A 20,048-nucleotide genomic window follows, 5' to 3' on the forward strand; every position below is an offset into this window, starting at 1 on the left:
CACCTGCACGAGAGATGAAAATGGCCCAACACGACCAATTACACCGCTATCTGTTTGAACAATTCGCCGTGCGCGGCGAGCTGGTCACCGTATCCGAAACCTGGAAACAGATTCTGGAAAACCACAACTACCCGCTGCCGGTGAAAACCCTGTTGGGCGAACTGCTGGTTGCCACCAGCCTGCTGACCGCCACGCTGAAGTTCGCTGGCGATATTACCGTTCAGTTGCAGGGTGATGGCCCGATGTCGCTGGCGGTGATCAACGGCAATAACCAGCAGCAGATGCGCGGCGTGGCGCGCGTTCAGGGCGATATCCCTGAAAATGCGGATCTGAAAACGCTGGTCGGAAATGGCTATCTGGTTATCACGATCTCGCCTGAAGAGGGTGAGCGCTATCAGGGCGTTGTCGGTCTGGAAGGCGACACGCTTGCCGCCTGCCTGGAAGATTACTTCATGCGTTCCGAACAGCTGCCAACCCGCCTGTTCATCCGCACCGGTGAAGTGGATGGTCAGCCTGCTGCCGGTGGTATGCTGCTTCAGGTTCTGCCTGCGCAGGATGCGCAGACCAATGATTTCGAGCATCTGGCAACGTTGACGGAAACCATCAAAGCGGAAGAGTTGTTCACCCTGTCGGCGACCGACGTGCTGTGGCGTCTGTACCACGAAGAAGAAGTGACGGTTTACGATCCGCAGGATGTGGAATTTAAGTGCACCTGCTCTCGCGAGCGTTGTGCTGGCGCCCTGAAAACGCTGCCGGATGAAGAGATCGACAGCATCATGGCGGAAGACGGTGAGATCGATATGCACTGTGATTACTGCGGTACGCACTACGTGTTCAATTCCATGGATATCGCGGAGATCCGCAATAACGCCTCTCCAGCGGACCCGCAGGTTCACTAAACCTCTTTCCCCTCACCCTAACCCTAACCCTCACCCCTTTGGGTGAGGGGTAAAAAACGCCACCCAAGCTGAATCGTTTTCCCAATGTAACCCTTACGTAATTTTCTTACATGTATGCGATTACATTCACATTCTTCTGGATAAATTCACCAGAGATTAACCTTTTAAGAACATTTTCCCCATCCAAAAAGCGATTCCTGCGATAATCTGCCCGCCCTGTGACTGGAGTCGCAGCGTTTTCCGTTAGTAAGGGTTTTGACCAGATACGTAAATCTATGAGCCCCGTCGCGGTTAACATCCCCAGAAAAACCCTACAATTTTAGGCAGTACATATTGGCTAAGGAGCAGTGATATGCGTGTTAATGGTTTAACCCCGCAAGATCTCAAGGCTTATGGTATTCACGACGTCCAGGAAGTGGTCTACAACCCCGATTACGATACGCTGTATCAGGAAGAGCTCAATCCGGCACTGGAAGGATACGAGCGCGGTGTGTTGACGAACCTGGGTGCTATCGCCGTCGATACGGGTATTTTTACCGGTCGTTCGCCTAAAGATAAGTATATCGTCCGAGACGACACCACCCGCGATACGCTGTGGTGGGCTGATAAGGGCAAAGGGAAGAACGATAACAAACCGCTCTCCCCGGAAACCTGGCAGCATCTGAAAGGACTTGTCACCCATCAGCTTTCCGGCAAGCGTCTGTTTATTATTGATGCGTTCTGCGGCGCTAACGCCGACACCCGTCTCTCCGTACGGTTCATTACTGAAGTGGCCTGGCAGGCGCATTTCGTGAAGAACATGTTCATTCGTCCGACCGATGAAGAACTGCAAGACTTCACCCCTGACTTTATCGTGATGAACGGCGCGAAATGCACCAACCCGCAGTGGAAAGAGCAGGGTCTGAACTCCGAAAACTTCATCGCCTTCAACCTGACCGAGCGTATCCAGCTGATCGGCGGTACCTGGTACGGCGGCGAAATGAAGAAAGGGATGTTCTCGGTCATGAACTACCTGCTGCCGCTGCGCGGTATCGCCTCCATGCACTGCTCGGCGAACGTCGGGGAAAAAGGCGATGTAGCAGTGTTCTTCGGCCTTTCCGGCACCGGTAAAACAACGCTGTCCACCGATCCAAAACGTCGTCTGATTGGCGACGATGAACACGGCTGGGATGATGACGGCGTGTTTAACTTTGAAGGCGGCTGCTACGCGAAGACCATTCGCCTGTCGGAAGAGGCAGAGCCGGATATCTACCACGCGATTCGCCGCGATGCGCTGCTGGAAAACGTCACCGTGCGTGCCGATGGTTCTATCGACTTCGACGATGCCTCGAAAACGGAAAACACCCGCGTCTCTTACCCGATCTACCACATCGAGAACATCGTCAAGCCGGTATCGAAGGCGGGTCATGCCACGAAGGTGATTTTCCTGACCGCGGATGCGTTCGGCGTGCTGCCACCGGTTTCCCGCCTGACCGCCAGCCAGACGCAGTACCATTTCCTCTCCGGCTTTACCGCTAAACTGGCGGGTACCGAGCGCGGTGTGACCGAGCCAACCCCAACCTTCTCCGCCTGCTTCGGCGCGGCGTTCCTGTCGCTGCACCCAACGCAGTACGCGGAAGTGCTGGTGAAACGCATGCAGGCATCCGGCGCCCAGGCGTACCTGGTGAACACCGGCTGGAACGGTACGGGCAAACGTATCTCCATCAAAGATACACGCGCCATCATCGACGCGATTCTGGATGGTTCGCTGGATAACGCTGAGACCTTTACGCTGCCGATGTTCGATCTGGCGATCCCAACAGAGCTGCCGGGCGTGGATTCGCGTATCCTGGATCCGCGTAACACCTACGGTTCACCGGAACAGTGGCGTGAGAAGGCTGAATCGCTGGCGAAACTGTTTATCGAAAACTTCGAGAAGTATACCGACACCCCGGCCGGTGCTGCGCTGGTGAGTGCGGGACCAAGGTAAAAGCAAAAAGGCAACGAAAGTTGCCTTTTTTAATGTTTTCTCCCTCTCCCTGTGGGAGAGGGCCGGGGTGAGGGCATCAGGCCCCCCCTTTTTTAACTCTCTTTCACCTGCCCCCGTAAAACCGGCACCGGTAACCACGCACGAATGCTCAAACCGCCCCGCTCGCTGGTGCCAATTTCCAGTAGTCCGTTATGGTTATCAACAATACGCTGCACAATCGCCAGGCCTAAGCCGGTTCCGCTGGTGCTGCGCGCGCTGTCGCCGCGCACAAATGGCTGGAACAGGTGCTTACGCTGCTCAGGCTTAATGCCCGGACCATCGTCTTCCACCTGGAACCAGGCGCGGTTGAGTTCCGTACCGCTGCTGACTTTGATCCAGCCGTTGCCGTACCGCGCCGCGTTGACCACCATATTCGCCACCGCGCGTTTAATGGAGAGCGGATGCATACGTACCTGAATCTCACCTGCCTGAAGGTCGGTCGCAATTTCACGTTCGTAGCCGCTTTCGGCGGCAACCACTTCGCCCAGAACCGCGTTCAGATCCGCCATCTCCATCGGCATCTCCTGCCCGGTGCGCAGGTAGTCGATAAACTGCTCGATGATGGCGTTACACTCTTCGATATCCTTGTTGATGGACTCTGCAAGATAACCATCCTGCTCGCCCATCATCTCTGTTGCCAGCCGGATACGCGTCAGCGGGGTGCGAAGGTCATGGCTGACCCCGGCCATCAGGAGCGTACGGTCGTCCGCCAGCTGTTTAACGCCTGCCGCCATGTGGTTAAACGCACGCGTTACCGAGCGCACTTCCGATGCGCCATACTCACGCAGCGGCGGTGGGATAATACCTTTACCGACCTGCAATGCCGCATGCTCCAGGTCGACCAGCGGTCGGTTCTGGATACGAATAAACAGCCATGCGCCGCCGATGGCCAGCAGCATGATCGCCAGGGTGTATCGGAACAGCGGCGAGAAGTCGCCCTGATGAATCTCGGTGAGCGGAACGCGCACCCAGATGTTGGGTGACAGCCAGGTTTTCAGCCAGACAACCGGCGAGCTTTTATTGACCTCAACGCGCACTTCCGTCGGGCCGCCAAGCTGCTGCGCCATCTGCTGGCTAAGGAATTCATAGTGCTGCGCCCAGCGCAGGCCGGCATCTTCCGCCGCTTCGTTCGAGTAGAGAGAAATGCCCAGCTCACGGTAGATTTCCCGACGGAACGCCGGGGGAACAACCAACTGCGTGCCGTCCTCCAGTTGCAGTTTGTCGGTCATCAGCATACGCACTTCGTATGCCAGCACCTTATTAAACTGCTGAAGGCTCGGCAGGATTGCAAAGTTCAGCACCACCAGGTAGGTCGTCACCAGACTGACAAACAGCAGGGTGACGATCAATAACAGCGTGCGGGCAAACGAACTTCGCGGCGAGAAGCGCATTCGCCTCATGCTTTAGAGCCGTCCGGGACAAACACGTAGCCCAGACCCCACACGGTCTGAATATAACGAGGATGCGCCGGATCTTCTTCCACCATACGGCGCAGACGAGAGATCTGCACGTCGATAGAACGCTCCATCGCGGAGTATTCACGACCACGCGCCAGGTTCATCAGCTTGTCACGGGAGAGCGGCTCACGCGGGTGACTGACCAGCGCTTTCAGCACCGCGAACTCACCGCTGGTGAGCGGCATTGGCTCATCTTCACGGAACATTTCACGGGTGCCGAGGTTCAGCTTGAACTTACCGAATGCAATGACGGCCTCTTCCTGAGATGGCGCGCCCGGCAGCTCGTTCGCCTGACGACGCAGCACGGCGCGAATACGCGCCAGCAGTTCACGCGGGTTGAACGGCTTTGGAATGTAGTCATCAGCGCCGATCTCAAGGCCGACAATGCGGTCAACTTCTTCACCCTTCGCCGTCACCATGATGATCGGCATCGGGTTGCTCTGGCTGCGCAGACGGCGGCAAATAGAGAGCCCGTCTTCGCCAGGCAGCATCAGGTCCAACACCATCAGGTGGAAAGATTCACGCGTCAGCAGACGATCCATCTGTTCCGCGTTCGCGACGCTACGAACCTGGAAGCCCTGCTCGGTCAGATAACGTTCCAGCAGCGCACGCAGGCGCATGTCGTCATCTACGACCAGAATTTTGTAGTTCTCTTGCATTGTGTGTACTCCCAAAGGTTCGGATAAGCCTGGAACAGCGTATTCTAAAAAAGTGCACGGGTTCGACCAGCAAATTCTGGTATAAATTCTAGACGAAATTGTTACAAAGCATATTTAACAGCAGCTTATCTGTTCATTTCATCACATAAATCATTATTAATCTTGTCTGTTACACTGTGCGCTACGTATTGTGCGCAAAGACAGTTAACCGGCATTAAAGGCTGCACCATGAAAACGCCTCTGATCACCCGTGAAGGGTACGAGAAACTCAAAAAAGAGATGGATTACCTGTGGCGCGAAGAGCGTCCGGAAGTGACCAAAAAAGTCACTTGGGCAGCAAGCCTGGGCGACCGCAGCGAGAATGCGGACTACCAGTACAATAAAAAGCGGCTGCGCGAAATCGATCGCCGGGTACGCTACCTGACGAAGTGCCTCGAGAATCTCAAAATTGTCGATTACTCCCCGCAGCAGGAAGGTAAAGTCTTCTTCGGCGCGTGGGTCGAAATTGAAAACGACAGCGGCGACACCCTGCGTTTTCGTATCGTCGGCTACGATGAAATTTTCGGTCGTAAGGATTACATTTCTATCGACTCACCCATGGCCCGCGCCCTGCTGAAAAAAGAGGTAGGCGATTTAGCCGTTGTCCAGACGCCTGCGGGTGAAGCAAGCTGGTACGTCAACGAAATCGAGTATGTTAAATAGTCCGAGAGCGCCCTCCCCGGCTGGCATTTTTTGGTGTCAGCCCGTATAACTATCCCCCTGATTTTCGATCCACAAGATGAACTGACCATGATGAAAGAGTCGCTCTGCCGCATTATTGCGGGTGAACTTCAGGCCAGAGCCGAACAGGTAGAAGCTGCCGTTCGCCTGCTTGATGAAGGGAACACCGTGCCGTTTATTGCACGTTATCGTAAGGAAGTCACCGGCGGTCTGGATGACACGCAGCTGCGAAACCTGGAGACCCGTCTGGGCTATCTTCGCGAGCTGGAAGACCGACGTCAGGCGATCCTCAAATCTATCGGCGAGCAGGGCAAGCTGACCAGTGACCTGGAAAAAGCCATTAACGGTACCCTGAGTAAAACCGAGCTCGAAGACCTCTATCTGCCGTACAAACCGAAGCGCCGCACGCGCGGGCAGATTGCGATCGAAGCCGGCCTTGAGCCACTGGCCGATCTGCTGTGGAACGAACCGTCCCACGATCCGGAAACCGAAGCCGCCAAATTTATCGACGCCGATAAAGGCGTAGCAGACACCAAAGCCGCGCTGGACGGCGCGCGCTACATTCTGATGGAGCGCTTCGCCGAAGACGCGGCGCTGCTGGCCAAAGTGCGTGATTACCTGTGGAAGAACGCGCATATCGTCTCCACCGTGGTGTCCGGCAAAGAGGAAGAAGGCGCGAAATTCCGCGACTACTTTGATCACCACGAACCCATTTCTACCGCGCCGTCTCACCGCGCGCTGGCGATGTTCCGCGGCCGTAACGAAGGCGTGCTGCAACTCTCCCTGAATGCCGATCCACAGTTTGACGAGCCGCCAAAAGAGAGCCACTGCGAGCAGATCATTATCGACCATCTGGGCCTGCGCCTGAACAACGCCCCGGCGGACAGCTGGCGCAAAGGCGTGGTGAGCTGGACCTGGCGCATCAAGGTGCTGATGCACCTCGAAACCGAGCTGATGGGCACCGTGCGCGAGCGCGCCGAAGACGAAGCGATCAACGTCTTCGCCCGTAACCTGCACGACCTGCTGATGGCGGCGCCAGCTGGCCTGCGCGCCACCATGGGTCTCGATCCGGGTCTGCGTACCGGCGTGAAGGTGGCCGTGGTTGACGGCACCGGCAAGCTGGTTGCCACCGACACCATTTACCCGCACACCGGTCAGGCAGCGAAAGCGGCTGTCGTCGTCGCCGCGCTGTGCGAGAAGTACAACGTTGAGCTGGTTGCCATCGGTAACGGTACGGCGTCCCGAGAAACTGAACGTTTCTATCTCGACGTGCAGAAGCAGTTCCCGAAAGTGACGGCGCAGAAAGTGATCGTCAGTGAAGCGGGGGCATCTGTCTATTCCGCCTCGGAACTGGCAGCGCAGGAGTTCCCGGATCTGGACGTTTCCCTGCGCGGCGCGGTCTCTATCGCCCGTCGTTTGCAGGATCCGCTGGCGGAGCTGGTGAAGATTGACCCGAAATCCATCGGCGTGGGCCAGTATCAGCACGACGTGAGCCAGACGCAGCTGGCGCGTAAGCTGGATGCGGTAGTGGAAGACTGTGTTAACGCCGTCGGCGTGGACCTGAACACCGCTTCCGTGCCCCTGCTGACCCGCGTGGCGGGCCTGACCCGTATGATGGCGCAGAATATCGTCGCCTGGCGTGATGAAAACGGTCAGTTCCAGAACCGCCAGCAGCTGCTGAAGGTGAGCCGTCTGGGGCCGAAAGCATTTGAGCAGTGCGCGGGCTTCCTGCGCATCAACCACGGCGATAACCCGCTGGATGCCTCTACCGTTCACCCGGAAGCCTATCCAGTTGTCGAGCGTATCCTGGCCGCCACCCGGCAGGCGCTGAAAGACCTGATGGGCGACAGCAGCGCGCTGCGTAACCTGAAAGCGGTGGATTTCACCGACGAACAGTTCGGCGTGCCGACGGTCACCGACATCATCAAAGAGCTGGAAAAACCGGGCCGCGATCCGCGTCCTGAGTTTAAAACCGCGACCTTTGCTGAGGGCGTAGAAACCATGAACGACCTGCTGCCGGGCATGGTGCTGGAGGGGGCGGTAACCAACGTCACCAACTTTGGCGCGTTTGTGGATATCGGCGTACATCAGGATGGTCTGGTGCATATCTCTTCCCTCGCCGACAAGTTCGTTGAAGATCCGCACACCGTGGTCAAAGCGGGCGACATCGTGAAGGTGAAAGTGCTGGAAGTGGATCTCCAGCGCAAGCGTATTGCCCTGACCATGCGTCTGGACGAGCAGCCGGGCGACACTAACGCGCGCCGTGGCGGTAATGGCGGTGGCCGTGAACAGCAGCGTCCGGCAGCGAAAGCCGCGAAGCCACGCGGACGTGACGCACAGCCGGCGGGCAACAGCGCGATGATGGATGCGCTGGCAGCGGCGATGGGTAAGAAACGCTAATGCTGTAAATGCCCGGTGGCGCGACGCTTACCGGGCCTACGGTTTTGTAGGCCGGGCAAACGCAGTGCCGCCCGGCAAGCAGGCCGCAGGGAATTAAAATAAATATGTTGTATCCATATTTAAACCACGAATTATCACCTCATTAACAAATAGCCCTCTTTTTATTTTCACCTCAATTTCGAAAATATTGAGCAAGGTCAAGCAGACCGCAAATTAATACGATTAACAACATCCCGTCACATTTTTATTATTGCTGATAAAAACTATTCTCATTATCATCGCAGTGTAGATTATTTAACCTATCGTGGAATCAGGCGCTATGCAATTCACTCCAGACAGTGCGTGGAAAATTATCGGTTTTACCCGTGAGATAAGCCCGGCCTATCGGCAGAAGCTCCTGTCACTGGGCATGCTACCCGGCTCATCATTCCAGGTTGTGCGCGTTGCACCGTTGGGCGATCCAGTTCATATCGAAACCCGACGCGTTAATCTGGTTCTGCGTAAAAAAGATCTCGCATTAATTGAAATTGAATCTTTATCCCGTTAACAAGCCAGCGGTTTCAGTGAGTCTACTACAATGAAAAAATTAACTATTGGCTTAATTGGCAATCCTAATTCCGGCAAGACAACCTTATTTAATCAGTTAACTGGCGCACGCCAGCGTGTGGGAAATTGGGCAGGCGTGACGGTTGAACGCAAAGAAGGCCAGTTCACCACGACAGATAATCAGGTCACGCTGGTTGATTTACCGGGGACCTATTCCCTCACCACGATTTCATCCCAGACCTCTCTCGATGAGCAAATTGCCTGCCACTATATTCTGAGCGGCGACGCGGATCTGCTTATCAACGTGGTGGATGCCTCTAACCTCGAACGAAATCTGTATCTCACGTTACAGCTGCTGGAGCTGGGTATTCCCTGCATCGTGGCGCTTAACATGCTCGACATCGCGGAGAAGCAAAAGCTGCGCATCGACGTCGATGCCCTCTCCGCCCGTCTGGGCTGCCCGGTGGTTCCGCTGGTTTCCACCCGCGCTCGCGGCATTGACGCCCTGAAGCTGGCGATTGACCGCCACACGGGCAATGCCGACGTCGAACTGGTGCACTACGCCCAGCCGCTGCTGCGCGAAGCCGGGCAGCTGGCGCAGGAGATGGATAACAGCATGCCCGCCAGACAACGTCTGTGGCTTGGCCTGCAAATGCTGGAAGGCGATATCTACAGCCGCGCCTACGCAGGCGATGCGGCGGATAAGCTGGATGTCGCACAGGCTCGCCTTAGCGACGAGCTGGATGACCCGGCCCTGCACATTGCGGATGCGCGCTATCAGGCCATCGCCGCTATCTGTGACGTGGTCAGCAATGCATTAACCGCTGAACCCAGCCGCTTCACCGCCGCCGTGGATAAAATTGTGCTCAACCGCTTCCTCGGTTTACCGATCTTTTTACTGGTGATGTATGTGATGTTCCTGCTCGCCATTAACATCGGCGGTGCATTACAACCTATCTTTGATGGCGGCTCTGTCGCTATCTTCGTGCACGGTATTCAGTGGCTGGGCTACACCCTCCACTTCCCGGAATGGTTGACCATCTTCCTTGCGCAGGGGATCGGCGGCGGGATCAATACCGTCCTGCCGCTGGTGCCGCAGATCGGCATGATGTACCTGTTCCTCTCCTTCCTTGAGGATTCCGGTTACATGGCGCGCGCCGCCTTCGTGATGGACCGCCTGATGCAGGCGCTGGGGCTGCCGGGCAAATCCTTCGTGCCGCTGATTGTCGGCTTTGGCTGTAACGTGCCGTCAGTCATGGGCGCGCGTACGCTGGATGCCCCGCGCGAACGCCTGATGACCATCATGATGGCGCCGTTCATGTCCTGCGGCGCGCGGCTGGCGATCTTCGCGGTCTTTGCCGCGGCGTTCTTTGGTCAGGAAGGAGCGCTGGCCGTCTTCTCCCTGTATGTCCTGGGTATCGTGATGGCTATTCTCACCGGCCTGATGCTGAAGCACACCATCATGCGTGGCGAAGCGTCGCCGTTCGTGATGGAACTGCCGGTTTATCACGTTCCGCATCTGAAAAGCCTGATTATTCAGACATGGCAGCGCCTGAAGGGCTTCGTTCTGCGCGCCGGTAAGGTGATTGTGGTGGTCAGCATTTTCCTGAGCGCCCTGAACAGCTTCACTCTGAGCGGCCAGGCCGCGGACAACATTAATGACTCTGCCCTGGCCTCCGTCAGCCGGATCATTACGCCGGTCTTCAAACCGATTGGCGTTCAGGAAGACAACTGGCAGGCAACCGTGGGCCTGTTCACCGGCGCGATGGCAAAAGAGGTGGTTGTCGGCACCCTGAACACGCTTTACACCGCGGAAAACATCCAGGAAGAGGAGTTTAATCCGGCAGCGTTCAACCTCGGCGATGAACTGCTTGGCGCGGTGGAAGAAACCTGGCAGAGCCTGAAAGACACCTTCAGCCTGAGCGTACTGGCGAACCCGATTGAAGCCAGCAAAGGCGACGGCGAAATGGCGACCGGAGCAATGGGCGTGATGGGCCAGAAATTTGGCAGCGCGTCGGCGGCCTACAGCTACCTGATCTTCGTCCTGCTCTATATTCCGTGCATCTCGGTCATGGGCGCCATTGCCCGTGAGTCCAGCCGCGGCTGGATGGGCTTCTCCATTCTGTGGGGGCTGAACATTGCCTACTCGCTGGCGACCGTGTTTTATCAGGCCGTCAATTACAGCCAGCATCCGCGCTACAGCCTGGTCTGTATCCTCGCGGTGATCCTGTTTAACGTGATGGTGATTGGCCTGCTGCGCCGGGCGCGTAGCCGCGTTGACGTTAACCTGCTGGCAACGCGCAAAACCCCGACGACCTGCTGTAGCAGCCCTGCGGGCGACTGTCACTAAGGGGAAGAAAGATGGCATCGTTGATTCAGGTTCGTGACTTACTGGCGTTACAGGGGCGAATGGAGGCGAAGCAGCTCAGCCTCAGCCTGCATACGCCGCAGCCGATGATCGATGCCATGCTGGAAAGGCTGGAGGCCATGGGGAAAGCCGTGCGCATTCAGGAAGAGCCGGACGGTTGTCTGTCCGGCAGTTGTAAGAGTTGTCCTGAAGGTAAAGCCTGTCTCAGGGAGTGGTGGACGCTTCGCTGATAAAACCGGACAGCGCCGAACAAAACTCAGCAGGATGAGAGATGAACGGCGCATGTGCCGCTTTGGCAACCACCATTGATTTACTCTCCGGCCACAGCGCATCCAGCAGCGGAACCACCTTGCGCGGAACCAGTCCATCCAGATAGCCATAAATACGCAGATGCGGCACCGTTAACGACGCCAGCGGCTCGCGCAGATCGGCCGTTTTCAGGATTTCCAGCCCTCCGTTCAGCACCTCAACCTCCGGCATCGGCAGAGAAAGCACCGTCTGCTTCAGCGTCCGCGCATCCTGACGGGCGGTTTCTGTTCCCATCGTCTGTAATGCCAGGAAACGCTCCACCGTCCGCTGGAAGTCTTCGCTCAGCTGATGCTGGAACCCGGCCAGCACCTCAGGTTTGATGCCCGGCCACGCCTCGCGGGCGCTGAAACAGGGTGATGAGGCCACGGTCACCAGCGCCTGGACCCGTTCAGGATGGCGCAGCGCAATCTGGCTTGCCACCAGCCCGCCCAGGCTCCAGCCGAGCCAGACGGCTTTTTGCGGCGTCGCCTCCAGAACCTGCTCCGCCATGTCGTCGAGCGTCATCGCGCCGTAGCCGTGGCTACGTCCATAGCCCGGTAGATCCACCAGGTGTACCGTGAATTGCGAGGCCAGTTCCTCACTTATGCAACGCCACACTTCGGCGTTCAGTCCCCATCCGTGCAGCAGCACAAGATGACAATTTCCCGTCCCAACGGTCTGCCACCACAGCGTCTTCATCAGTTAACGTTCTCTTTTTTCACATGGAGGTTGCGTATGCTAACAGTGCCCGGCTTGTGCTGGCTATGCCGAATGCCACTTGCGATGAGCGCGTGGGGCGTCTGTTCCGTTTGCACGCGAGCGCTGGGTTACCTGAAGGGCTGTCCGCAATGCGGCTTGCCTGCCGTAAGCCAGACGCTCCCCTGCGGCCGTTGCCTGAAAAAAGCGCCGCCGTGGAGCGCGCTGGTGGCGGTGGATGATTACGTTTTGCCGCTGAGTCGTCTGGTTCATCAGTTTAAGTTTTCCAGCCAGACTGCACTGGCGCAGCCCCTGGCACGCCTGTTGTTACTGGCGGTATTACAGGCGCGAAGAACGCGCGGGCTGCCGCCGGTCGACACGCTTGTGAACGTGCCACTGTTTCAGCGTCGGCACTGGCGGCGGGGATACAATCAGAGCGACCTGCTGTGCCGTCCGCTCGCCCACTGGCTGGGTTGCCGGTACCCAGCCTCTGCGCTGAAACGTACTCATGCCACTGCCGTTCAGCACCGGCTCAACGCCCGGTCGCGCAAAAGGAACCTGAAAAACGCCTTTCGCCTTGAATTGCCGGTCAACGGCCTCCATATCGCGATTGTGGATGATGTCGTCACCACGGGCAGTACCGTGGCTGAACTTTCCCGACTGCTTTTGCAAAGCGGCGCCGCGTCAGTTCAGGTATGGTGTCTGTGCCGTACCTTGTAGCCCTTCTTCAATGGGCGTATGATTATACCCAGGTAATTTAGTCAACTATTAGGCCAAAGCTATGATCCGTATTTCCGATTCTGCACAAGCGCACTTTGCCAAACTGCTGGCAAATCAGGAAGAAGGGACGCAGATCCGCGTGTTTGTGATCAATCCAGGCACTCCGAATGCAGAATGTGGTGTCTCTTATTGTCCTCCGGATGCTGTGGAAGCAACTGACACTGCCCTTAAATTTGAACAGCTCACCGCGTACGTTGATGAGCTGAGCGCGCCGTATCTTGAAGATGCGGAGATTGATTTCGTCACTGACCAGCTAGGTTCTCAGCTGACGCTGAAGGCGCCAAACGCGAAGATGCGTAAAGTCTCTGACGATGCCCCGCTGATGGAGCGTGTGGAATATCTGCTGCAATCGCAGATCAACCCGCAGCTGGCCGGCCACGGGGGACGTGTTTCCCTGATGGAAATCACCGAAGATGGTCTGGCGATCCTGCAATTCGGCGGCGGCTGTAACGGCTGCTCCATGGTTGATGTAACCCTGAAAGAAGGGATCGAGAAGCAGCTGTTGAACGAATTCCCGGAACTGAAAGGCGTGCGCGATCTGACCGAGCACCAGCGCGGCGAGCACTCTTACTACTGATTCAGTCCCCGTCTGTATTGCCCGGTGGCGCTGCGCTTACCGGGCCTACTTTTTCTTGCCTCCCCCTCTGTATGTTGACCTGCGTCTCATAATTCAAATTTTGCCTCCCTGGGTGATTCTCAATCACCGCATGTTACCCGTATCATTCTCGTGGGCACTCAACACCCTTATAACAGCCGACTAAACTTAACGTTTTCGCAGGCATCAGTATGAGTGCCGTTAACACTCTGTTCCCAGTTGGGACAACCGGAATTTGTCGTTGAAACAATGACGTTACCCATAACAATTCAAAGGCCAGGTCAATCATGCCATTAGTCATCGTCGCTATCGGTGTTGTGTTATTACTGCTCTTGATGATCCGCTTCAAAATGAACGGATTTATCGCTCTGGTTCTGGTGGCACTTGCAGTCGGTCTGATGCAGGGAATGCCGCTGGTTAAAGTTATCAGCTCCATTAAAGCCGGTGTCGGCGGTACGCTCGGCAGCCTGGCGCTGATCATGGGCTTCGGCGCCATGCTCGGTAAAATGCTCGCGGACTGCGGTGGCGCACAGCGTATTGCCACCACGCTGATCGACAAATTTGGTAAGAAGAACATTCAATGGGCGGTGGTGTTAACCGGTTTTACCGTCGGTTTCGCGCTGTTCTATGAAGTGGGCTTCGTGCTGATGCTGCCGCTGGTGTTCACCATCGCCGCTGCCGCCAACATCCCGCTGCTGTTCGTGGGTGTGCCGATGGCTGCGGCGCTGTCCGTCACCCACGGTTTCCTGCCGCCGCATCCGGGCCCAACGGCTATCGCCACCATCTTCCATGCCGATATGGGTAAAACCCTGCTGTTCGGTACGATTCTGGCGATCCCGACGGTAATTCTGGCAGGCCCGGTGTATGCGCGCTTCCTGAAAGGCATTGATAAGCCTATCCCGGAAGGGCTGTACAGCGCCAAAACCTTTACTGAAGAAGAGATGCCAGGCTTTGGCGTCAGCGTCTGGACCTCACTGGTACCGGTGATCCTGATGGCGATGCGTGCCATAGCAGAGATGGTTCTGCCGAAAGGTCACGCGTTCCTGTCCGTTGCGGAGTTCCTGGGCGACCCGGTGATGGCGACGCTGATTGCGGTCCTGATCGCCATGTTCACCTTCGGTCTTAACCGTGGCCGTTCCATGGATCAGATCAACGACACGCTGACTTCTTCCATTAAAATCATTGCCATGATGCTGCTGATCATCGGCGGTGGCGGCGCGTTCAAGCAGGTGCTGGTCGACAGCGGCGTGGATAAATACATCGCGGCCATGATGCATGAAACCAACGTCTCCCCGCTGCTGATGGCATGGTCTATTGCCGCGGTGTTGCGTATCGCGCTGGGCTCTGCGACCGTTGCGGCGATTACCGCGGGCGGTATCGTTGCGCCGCTGATTGCGACCACGGGCGTAAGCCCTGAGCTGATGGTTATCGCGGTTGGTTCCGGGAGCGTGATTTTCTCCCACGTGAACGATCCGGGCTTCTGGCTGTTCAAGGAGTACTTCAACCTGACCATCGGTGAAACCATCAAGTCCTGGTCCGCGCTGGAAACCATCATTTCGGTGTGCGGTCTGGTCGGGGTGCTGCTGTTGAATATGGTGGTTTGATGTAAAAAAGCCGGGTGGCGCTGACGCTTACCCGGCCTACATTCTATTCCCTCTCCCTTTGGGAGAGGGTTAGGGTGAGGGTGAAACTACCGCTTCTTACCCACCGCTTTTCGCCGCTTGTCCAAATCCTTAATCAACCTGTTCACCCCGTCATCGGCGAACATCGCTTCAAGCGTTGTGGACAGCTTGCGACGCCAGTTTTTGTACTGATAGCTGGTGCCGGGGATGTTTACCGGCTCCGCCATATCAATCCAGTCTTCCGGTTGCAGACCGAGCAACGCGCTGTTGCTGTCGGCAATATAGCGCTGTAAGCCACGATTAAGCGTTGGCGTCATCGACATCAGCGACGCCTTATGCCCGGCGCGCTTCGGCAGACAGCCATGCTTATGCAGCGCATCCAGCAACCCCTGCTTCGCCAGCTCGCGATCCTGATACAGCCCACGCAGAACCTCTTCATCCGGGTAGAGACCCAGCGTTTTGCCGAGCGTCAGGTCGCCGCTTTCCCAGTAGCCTCTGAGCGTAGGAAGATCATGCGTCGTCGCGACTGCCATTGACTGTTCAGGGTACGCTTTCGGCGCGCGGAAGGTTTTCTCATGGTCGTTTTCAAAATAGAGCACTTTGTAGGAGTAAACCCCGCTGTCGCGGAGCTTGCTGACAATTTCCACCGGCACGGTACCGAGATCTTCGCCAATCACCATGCACTGATGACGTTTACTCTCCAGCGCGAGGATTGAGAGCAGGTCGTCCACCGGATACTGCACGTACGCCCCGTGGTCAGCCGTTTCACCGTACGGGATCCACCACAGGCGCAGCACGGACATCACGTGGTCGATACGCAACGCACCGCAGTTCTGCATGTTAGCGCGCAGCAGGTCGATAAACGGCTCGTAGGCACGCGCCGCCATCACGTGCGGATCCATCGGCGGTAAGCCCCAGTTCTGACCGAGCGGGCCCAGAATATCCGGCGGCGCCCCCACAGAAGCTTTCAGGCAGTAAAGTTCACGGTCACACCAGGTTTCCGCCCCGCCTTCCGCCACGCCGACAGCCAGATCGCGATACAACCCGATCGGCATGTTATAGCCCTGGCTCACCTGCCAGCAGGCGGCAAACTGGCTGTACGCCAGCCACTGCAACCAGAGATAGAAATCCACCTCGTCGGCATGCGTCTCACAGAATGCCTTCACTTCCGGGGTATCAACGGACTGATAGGCTTCCGGCCACACCGGCCAGCCCCAGCGCATCTCGTCCTCCTGAACCTGATACGCATGCAGCGCATCAAACGCTGCCTGCCAGTAAAGGCTCTCGCCTTCCTGCATCACAAACTGGCGGAAGGCTGCCATCTGCTCGTCGTCACGCTTCGCAAAGCCCTTCCAGGCCAGACGAAGAGCCGCCATTTTCAGCGCGGTAACGGAGGCGTAATCAACCCAGTCCGCATCGCGGGCCTGTTTCAGCAGCTGTTGCGTGGTCTCAAGCTTCCACCACGCCTGCGCCTCTTTGCTGTTTTTGAAATCGTCTAACGCGTTAACGTCGATGTAAATCACGTTCAGCCAGCGGCGGGAAGACGGGCTGTACGGGCTGGCGCTTTCCGGATTCGCCGGATAGAGGGCGTGGATCGGGTTGAGGCCGATGAACGCGCCGCCGCGCTCACCAACAGATGCCAGCATCTTTTTCAGGTCGCCAAAATCGCCAATGCCCCAGTTGCTGTCCGAACGCAGGGTATAGAGCTGCACGCAGGCGCCCCACAGCTTTTTGCCTTCACGCAGCGCCTGCGGCTCATAGCAGCGCTTTGGCGCCACAATCACCCGACAGTGAAAACGCTGGTCGTCCCGGGTAAGCGTAAGCGTGTGGTAGCCCTCCGGCAGCTTCGCCGGAAGGTTGAGGGTTTTGCCGCCGGTGGCATGGCCTTTGTGCTGATGCCCCTCTTCGGTGGTGAGCAGCCAGCTGAACTCGCCGCGCCCTTCCACCGCCAGCGGCATCTTTTTGCCCGCGGTAAAGACCTTGACGTTCGGCACCGGCGCACCCGACGCTTTCGCGTCGGTTTTGTGCATGGCATCCAGCAAACGTCTTTTGGTGTCCGCACCAATAGACTGCGGTTTGCCGTGCGCATTGATGTAACTGAGGCTAATTCCCGCCGCCTGCGCGGCACTGTCCAGACGTTTACTCTCCATCGCGCTTCCTTAGCGTTTTGCCTGCCAGATACGAGCCTGATAATCACGGATTGAGCGGTCAGAGCTGAACATACCGCAGCGCGCGGTGTTCAGGATACACGCGCGGGTCCAGGCATCCTGGTCGCGATACAGCACGTCGACCTGCTTCTGCGCTTCAACGTAAGCCGAGAAGTCAGCCATCACCAGGTACGGGTCGCCGCCCTTTTTGTCCATGCTGTGCAGCATCTGGTCAAACGCGTGCTTGTCGCCGTCGCTGTACTTCCCGCTTTCCAGCTCTTTAAGCACCGCATCCAGCACTTTATCTTTTTTACGCCATTTCACCGGGTCGTACCCTTTGGCTTTGATGGCTTTCACTTCTTCAACAGTATGGCCGAAGATAAAGATGTTCTCTTCGCCGACCTTCTCGGCGATTTCGACGTTCGCACCGTCCAGCGTGCCGACGGTCAGCGCGCCGTTCAGGGCCAGCTTCATGTTGCCGGTACCGGACGCTTCTTTACCGGCGGTAGAGATCTGCTCGGAAATATCCGCCGCCGGGATCAGCATTTCAGCCGCAGAAACGCAGTAGTCCGGCAGGAACACCACCTTCAGCTTGTCGCCCACTTTCGGATCGCTGTTGATCGCCGCCGCCACTTTATTAATGGCAAGGATAATGTTTTTCGCCAGGTAGTAGCCCGGCGCCGCTTTCGCACCGAACAGGAACACGCGCGGGACGCGGTCGGCCTGCGGGTTCTCGCGGATCTCTTTGTACAGCGCCAGAATGTGCAGCAGGTTCAGGTGCTGACGTTTGTACTCGTGCAGTCGTTTGATCTGGATATCGAAAATCGCATTCGGGTTGATCTCAATTCCGGTGCGCATTTTCACGAACGCCGCCAGGCGAACCTTGTTCTCCAGCTTGATCGCGCGGTACTGCTCGCGGAACTTCGCGTTGTCGGCCTGTTTTTCCAGGTTGATGAGCTGGTCCAGGTCGTTGGCCCACTCTTTCTTCAGGGTCTTGTCCAGCAGGCCGGCCAGCAGCGGGTTGCACTGCTTGATCCAGCGGCGCGGCGTGATGCCGTTGGTCACGTTATGGAACTTAGTCGGCCACAGCTGGTGGTATTCCGGGAAGAGATCTTTCACCACCAGATCCGAGTGCAACGCGGCCACGCCGTTCACCGCAAAGCCGCTGACCACGCACATATTCGCCATGCGCACCTGCTTGTCGTGCACCACGGCCAGCTTCGCCCAGACGGCCTTATCGCCCGGCCAGGTTTTCTCCACCAGCGTTTTGAACTGGTCGTTAATCTTGTTGATGATCTGCATATGGCGCGGCAGCAGCGTTTTCACCAGCTTCTCATCCCAGCACTCCAGAGCTTCCGGCATCAGGGTGTGGTTGGTGTAGGCGAAGGTGCGGCTGGTGATGGCCCAGGCGTCGTCCCAGCTCAGCTGATGCTCGTCGATCAGCACGCGCAGCAGTTCCGGGATGGCAATGGTCGGATGCGTGTCGTTAAGCTGAATAACTTCGAAGTCCGGCAGCTGAGCCAGCTTGCGGCCCGCCAGGTGGTGGCGACGCAGAATGTCCGCCACGGAGCAGGCGCACTGGAAGTACTGCTGCATCAGGCGCAGCTTTTTACCCGCCAGGTGGTTGTCGTTCGGGTAGAGCACTTTGGTCAGTTTCTCGGCGTCGATCCCCTGCTGCTCGGCGCGCAGGAAATCGCCGTCGTTGAATTTGGTCAGGTTAAACGGATGCGCATGCTTCGCCTGCCACAGGCGCAGCGGCTGCGCCACGCCGTTACGGTAGCCGAGTACCGGCAGGTCCCAGGCTTCACCGGTAATGGTGAACGCCGGTTCCCAGAGCCCCTGCTTCGTGACTTTCCCGCCAATCCCGACCTGCACATCCAGCTGCGCGTTGTGGCGGAACCACGGATAGGTATTGCGGTGCCAGTCGTCTGGCGCTTCCATCTGATGGCCGTCGGCAAATGACTGACGAAACAGGCCGTACTGATAGTTCAGGCCATAGCCAATCGCCGACTGGCCCACGGTTGCCATGGAATCCAGGAAGCAGGCTGCCAGACGTCCCAGACCGCCGTTACCCAGCGCCGGATCAATCTCTTCTTCCAGCAGATCGGTCAGGTTGATGTCGTGTTCTTTCAGCACGTCACCGACCTCCTGATACCAGCCAAGGTTCAGCAGATTGTTACCCGTCAGACGGCCAATCAGGAACTCCATTGAAATGTAGTTGACGTGACGCTGGCCTTTCACGGGCTTCGTCACAGGCTGAGCGTCCAGCTGCTCTGCGAGCGCCCCGCTCACCGCCTGCCACCACTGGTGAGGCGTCATTTCGTTTGCAGCATGAAGGCCAAAACGCTGCCACTGACGTGTCAGGGCAGCCTGAAATTGAGCTTTGTTGAAAGTAGGCTGTGACATAGGGAATCGGCATCCTGTAGAGAGTAAAAACATTTAACGCTAGTGTGCCTGGCTCATTGCGCCTCTTCCTCCTCCTGTCGGGGATTAGACAGGGAGGAGTAGCGGGGATGAGCATAAAAGTGTGATCGAGGCCACTGTGTGAGTGTGCGCTTCGCTGAAAAAGCGATCCCGGAAGAGCGTCAAAGAAATGAAATGCAGTTTCGGAGGAAATTAATCATCGCTGAAATGATTACTTACGTAGAATAATATTTCCGCGCGTCGGGATTATTCAGCACCCCTATTAAGCCGATGCAACTTTCCCCGAAGTTAATTAACTTCAGCGTCATTATCTCTTTCTGAAACCAGTTTCAGCGCAACCGCGACTTATGCACACAAGCCAGAAGCAGCGCGGCATCCAGCCATTTACGGAAAGTTCCATCAGTGATGAGAATGTTTTGTGACAGAGTGCAAATTCAGA

15 protein-coding genes are annotated in these 20,048 nt (G+C 57.0%); 10 read left to right on the forward strand and 5 right to left on the reverse strand.

The window, feature by feature from the left end; translation table 11 throughout:
* Positions 1 to 20: 20 nt before the first annotated feature.
* A complete protein-coding gene (gene hslO / locus ACOTYH_RS17965; RefSeq protein WP_023304550.1) occupies positions 21 to 899 on the forward strand; it encodes an Hsp33 family molecular chaperone HslO in 879 nt (292 codons plus the stop codon).
* A gap of 352 nt (positions 900 to 1,251) precedes the next feature.
* The gene (gene pckA / locus ACOTYH_RS17970; protein ID WP_047740758.1) at positions 1,252 to 2,868 is read left to right on the forward strand and encodes a phosphoenolpyruvate carboxykinase (ATP); all 1,617 of its coding nucleotides are present in this window, start codon (positions 1,252 to 1,254) and stop codon (positions 2,866 to 2,868) included.
* Positions 2,869 to 2,960: 92 nt separating this feature from the next.
* Here pckA and envZ read toward each other — a convergent pair whose 3' ends face one another.
* Together envZ and ompR are read right to left on the reverse strand one after the other, a co-directional pair.
* Complete coding sequence (gene envZ, locus ACOTYH_RS17975; protein WP_003861615.1) at positions 2,961 to 4,307, reverse strand: two-component system sensor histidine kinase EnvZ; 1,347 nt, start codon at positions 4,305 to 4,307, stop codon at positions 2,961 to 2,963.
* On the reverse strand, positions 4,304 to 5,023 hold the full coding sequence (gene ompR, locus ACOTYH_RS17980) for a two-component system response regulator OmpR (protein WP_001157751.1): 720 nt from the start codon (positions 5,021 to 5,023) through the stop codon (positions 4,304 to 4,306). Before ompR ends, envZ begins: the two co-directional genes overlap by 4 nt.
* 228 nt (positions 5,024 to 5,251) lie before the next feature.
* Here ompR and greB point away from each other — a divergent pair, with 228 nt between their 5' ends.
* The 5 genes from greB (at position 5,252) to feoC (ending at position 11,287) form a co-directional block, all read left to right on the forward strand.
* Entirely contained in the window at positions 5,252 to 5,725 is a 474-nt protein-coding gene (gene greB, locus ACOTYH_RS17985; protein ID WP_017384149.1) for a transcription elongation factor GreB, read from the forward strand.
* An 87-nt stretch (positions 5,726 to 5,812) separates the two neighbouring features.
* Positions 5,813 to 8,143 (forward strand): Tex family protein, encoded by a 2,331-nt coding sequence (locus ACOTYH_RS17990; RefSeq protein ID WP_015571440.1) that lies wholly within the window; start codon positions 5,813 to 5,815, stop codon positions 8,141 to 8,143.
* 319 nt (positions 8,144 to 8,462) lie between these two features.
* Positions 8,463 to 8,690, forward strand: a complete 228-nt coding sequence (feoA, locus tag ACOTYH_RS17995) for a ferrous iron transporter A (RefSeq protein ID WP_015571441.1) — start codon at positions 8,463 to 8,465, stop codon at positions 8,688 to 8,690.
* 30 nt (positions 8,691 to 8,720) lie between these two features.
* Positions 8,721 to 11,039: a Fe(2+) transporter permease subunit FeoB gene (feoB, locus tag ACOTYH_RS18000; protein WP_015571442.1), complete on the forward strand. Its 2,319-nt coding sequence runs from the start codon at positions 8,721 to 8,723 to the stop codon at positions 11,037 to 11,039.
* Between the two features lie 11 nt (positions 11,040 to 11,050).
* Positions 11,051 to 11,287, forward strand: a complete 237-nt coding sequence (feoC, locus tag ACOTYH_RS18005; RefSeq protein ID WP_017384148.1) for a [Fe-S]-dependent transcriptional repressor FeoC — start codon at positions 11,051 to 11,053, stop codon at positions 11,285 to 11,287.
* Here feoC and bioH read toward each other — a convergent pair.
* Positions 11,262 to 12,044 (reverse strand): pimeloyl-ACP methyl ester esterase BioH, encoded by a 783-nt coding sequence (bioH, locus tag ACOTYH_RS18010; RefSeq protein ID WP_045339135.1) that lies wholly within the window; start codon positions 12,042 to 12,044, stop codon positions 11,262 to 11,264. The genes feoC and bioH overlap by 26 nt on opposite strands.
* 36 nt (positions 12,045 to 12,080) lie before the next feature.
* Here bioH and gntX point away from each other — a divergent pair, with 36 nt between their 5' ends.
* The 3 genes from gntX (at position 12,081) to gntT (ending at position 15,020) form a co-directional block, all read left to right on the forward strand.
* The gene (gntX, locus tag ACOTYH_RS18015) at positions 12,081 to 12,761 is read left to right on the forward strand and encodes a DNA utilization protein GntX (protein WP_017384146.1); all 681 of its coding nucleotides are present in this window, start codon (positions 12,081 to 12,083) and stop codon (positions 12,759 to 12,761) included.
* Between the two features lie 61 nt (positions 12,762 to 12,822).
* Positions 12,823 to 13,398 carry a Fe-S biogenesis protein NfuA gene (gene nfuA, locus ACOTYH_RS18020; RefSeq protein ID WP_003861601.1) on the forward strand — a complete coding sequence of 192 codons (576 nt, stop codon included), beginning with the start codon at positions 12,823 to 12,825 and terminating at the stop codon, positions 13,396 to 13,398.
* Positions 13,399 to 13,703: 305 nt separating this feature from the next.
* Positions 13,704 to 15,020, forward strand: coding sequence for a gluconate transporter (gene gntT / locus ACOTYH_RS18025; protein ID WP_017384145.1), 1,317 nt, complete (start codon positions 13,704 to 13,706; stop codon positions 15,018 to 15,020).
* Positions 15,021 to 15,106: 86 nt separating this feature from the next.
* Here the strand turns inward: gntT and malQ are convergent, their stop codons facing one another.
* Both malQ and malP read right to left on the reverse strand, forming a co-directional pair.
* Complete coding sequence (gene malQ, locus ACOTYH_RS18030) at positions 15,107 to 17,188, reverse strand: 4-alpha-glucanotransferase (protein WP_047728576.1); 2,082 nt, start codon at positions 17,186 to 17,188, stop codon at positions 15,107 to 15,109.
* Between the two features lie 9 nt (positions 17,189 to 17,197).
* Positions 17,198 to 19,591 carry a maltodextrin phosphorylase gene (gene malP / locus ACOTYH_RS18035; protein WP_421637854.1) on the reverse strand — a complete coding sequence of 798 codons (2,394 nt, stop codon included), beginning with the start codon at positions 19,589 to 19,591 and terminating at the stop codon, positions 17,198 to 17,200.
* Positions 19,592 to 20,048 lie beyond the last annotated feature (457 nt).

It is taken from the genome of Enterobacter cloacae complex sp. SHL001 (assembly GCF_049236825.1).
Taxonomy (GTDB): Bacteria; Pseudomonadota; Gammaproteobacteria; order Enterobacterales; family Enterobacteriaceae; genus Enterobacter; species Enterobacter hormaechei_C.

Excerpts from the sequence above, each read along its gene's own strand:
- greB (WP_017384149.1), top strand. The coding sequence starts at position 5,252 with ATGAAAACGCCTCTGATCACCCGTGAAGGGTACGAGAAACTCAAAAAA.
- gntX (WP_017384146.1), top strand. The coding sequence starts at position 12,081 with ATGCTAACAGTGCCCGGCTTGTGCTGGCTATGCCGAATGCCACTTGCG.
- malP (WP_421637854.1), bottom strand. The coding sequence starts at position 19,591 with ATGTCACAGCCTACTTTCAACAAAGCTCAATTTCAGGCTGCCCTGACA.
- ompR (WP_001157751.1), bottom strand. The coding sequence starts at position 5,023 with ATGCAAGAGAACTACAAAATTCTGGTCGTAGATGACGACATGCGCCTG.
- pckA (WP_047740758.1), top strand. The coding sequence starts at position 1,252 with ATGCGTGTTAATGGTTTAACCCCGCAAGATCTCAAGGCTTATGGTATT.
- ACOTYH_RS17990 (WP_015571440.1), top strand. The coding sequence starts at position 5,813 with ATGATGAAAGAGTCGCTCTGCCGCATTATTGCGGGTGAACTTCAGGCC.
- hslO (WP_023304550.1), top strand. The coding sequence starts at position 21 with ATGGCCCAACACGACCAATTACACCGCTATCTGTTTGAACAATTCGCC.
- feoC (WP_017384148.1), top strand. The coding sequence starts at position 11,051 with ATGGCATCGTTGATTCAGGTTCGTGACTTACTGGCGTTACAGGGGCGA.
- bioH (WP_045339135.1), bottom strand. The coding sequence starts at position 12,044 with ATGAAGACGCTGTGGTGGCAGACCGTTGGGACGGGAAATTGTCATCTT.
- feoB (WP_015571442.1), top strand. The coding sequence starts at position 8,721 with ATGAAAAAATTAACTATTGGCTTAATTGGCAATCCTAATTCCGGCAAG.
- nfuA (WP_003861601.1), top strand. The coding sequence starts at position 12,823 with ATGATCCGTATTTCCGATTCTGCACAAGCGCACTTTGCCAAACTGCTG.
- malQ (WP_047728576.1), bottom strand. The coding sequence starts at position 17,188 with ATGGAGAGTAAACGTCTGGACAGTGCCGCGCAGGCGGCGGGAATTAGC.
- gntT (WP_017384145.1), top strand. The coding sequence starts at position 13,704 with ATGCCATTAGTCATCGTCGCTATCGGTGTTGTGTTATTACTGCTCTTG.
- feoA (WP_015571441.1), top strand. The coding sequence starts at position 8,463 with ATGCAATTCACTCCAGACAGTGCGTGGAAAATTATCGGTTTTACCCGT.
- envZ (WP_003861615.1), bottom strand. The coding sequence starts at position 4,307 with ATGAGGCGAATGCGCTTCTCGCCGCGAAGTTCGTTTGCCCGCACGCTG.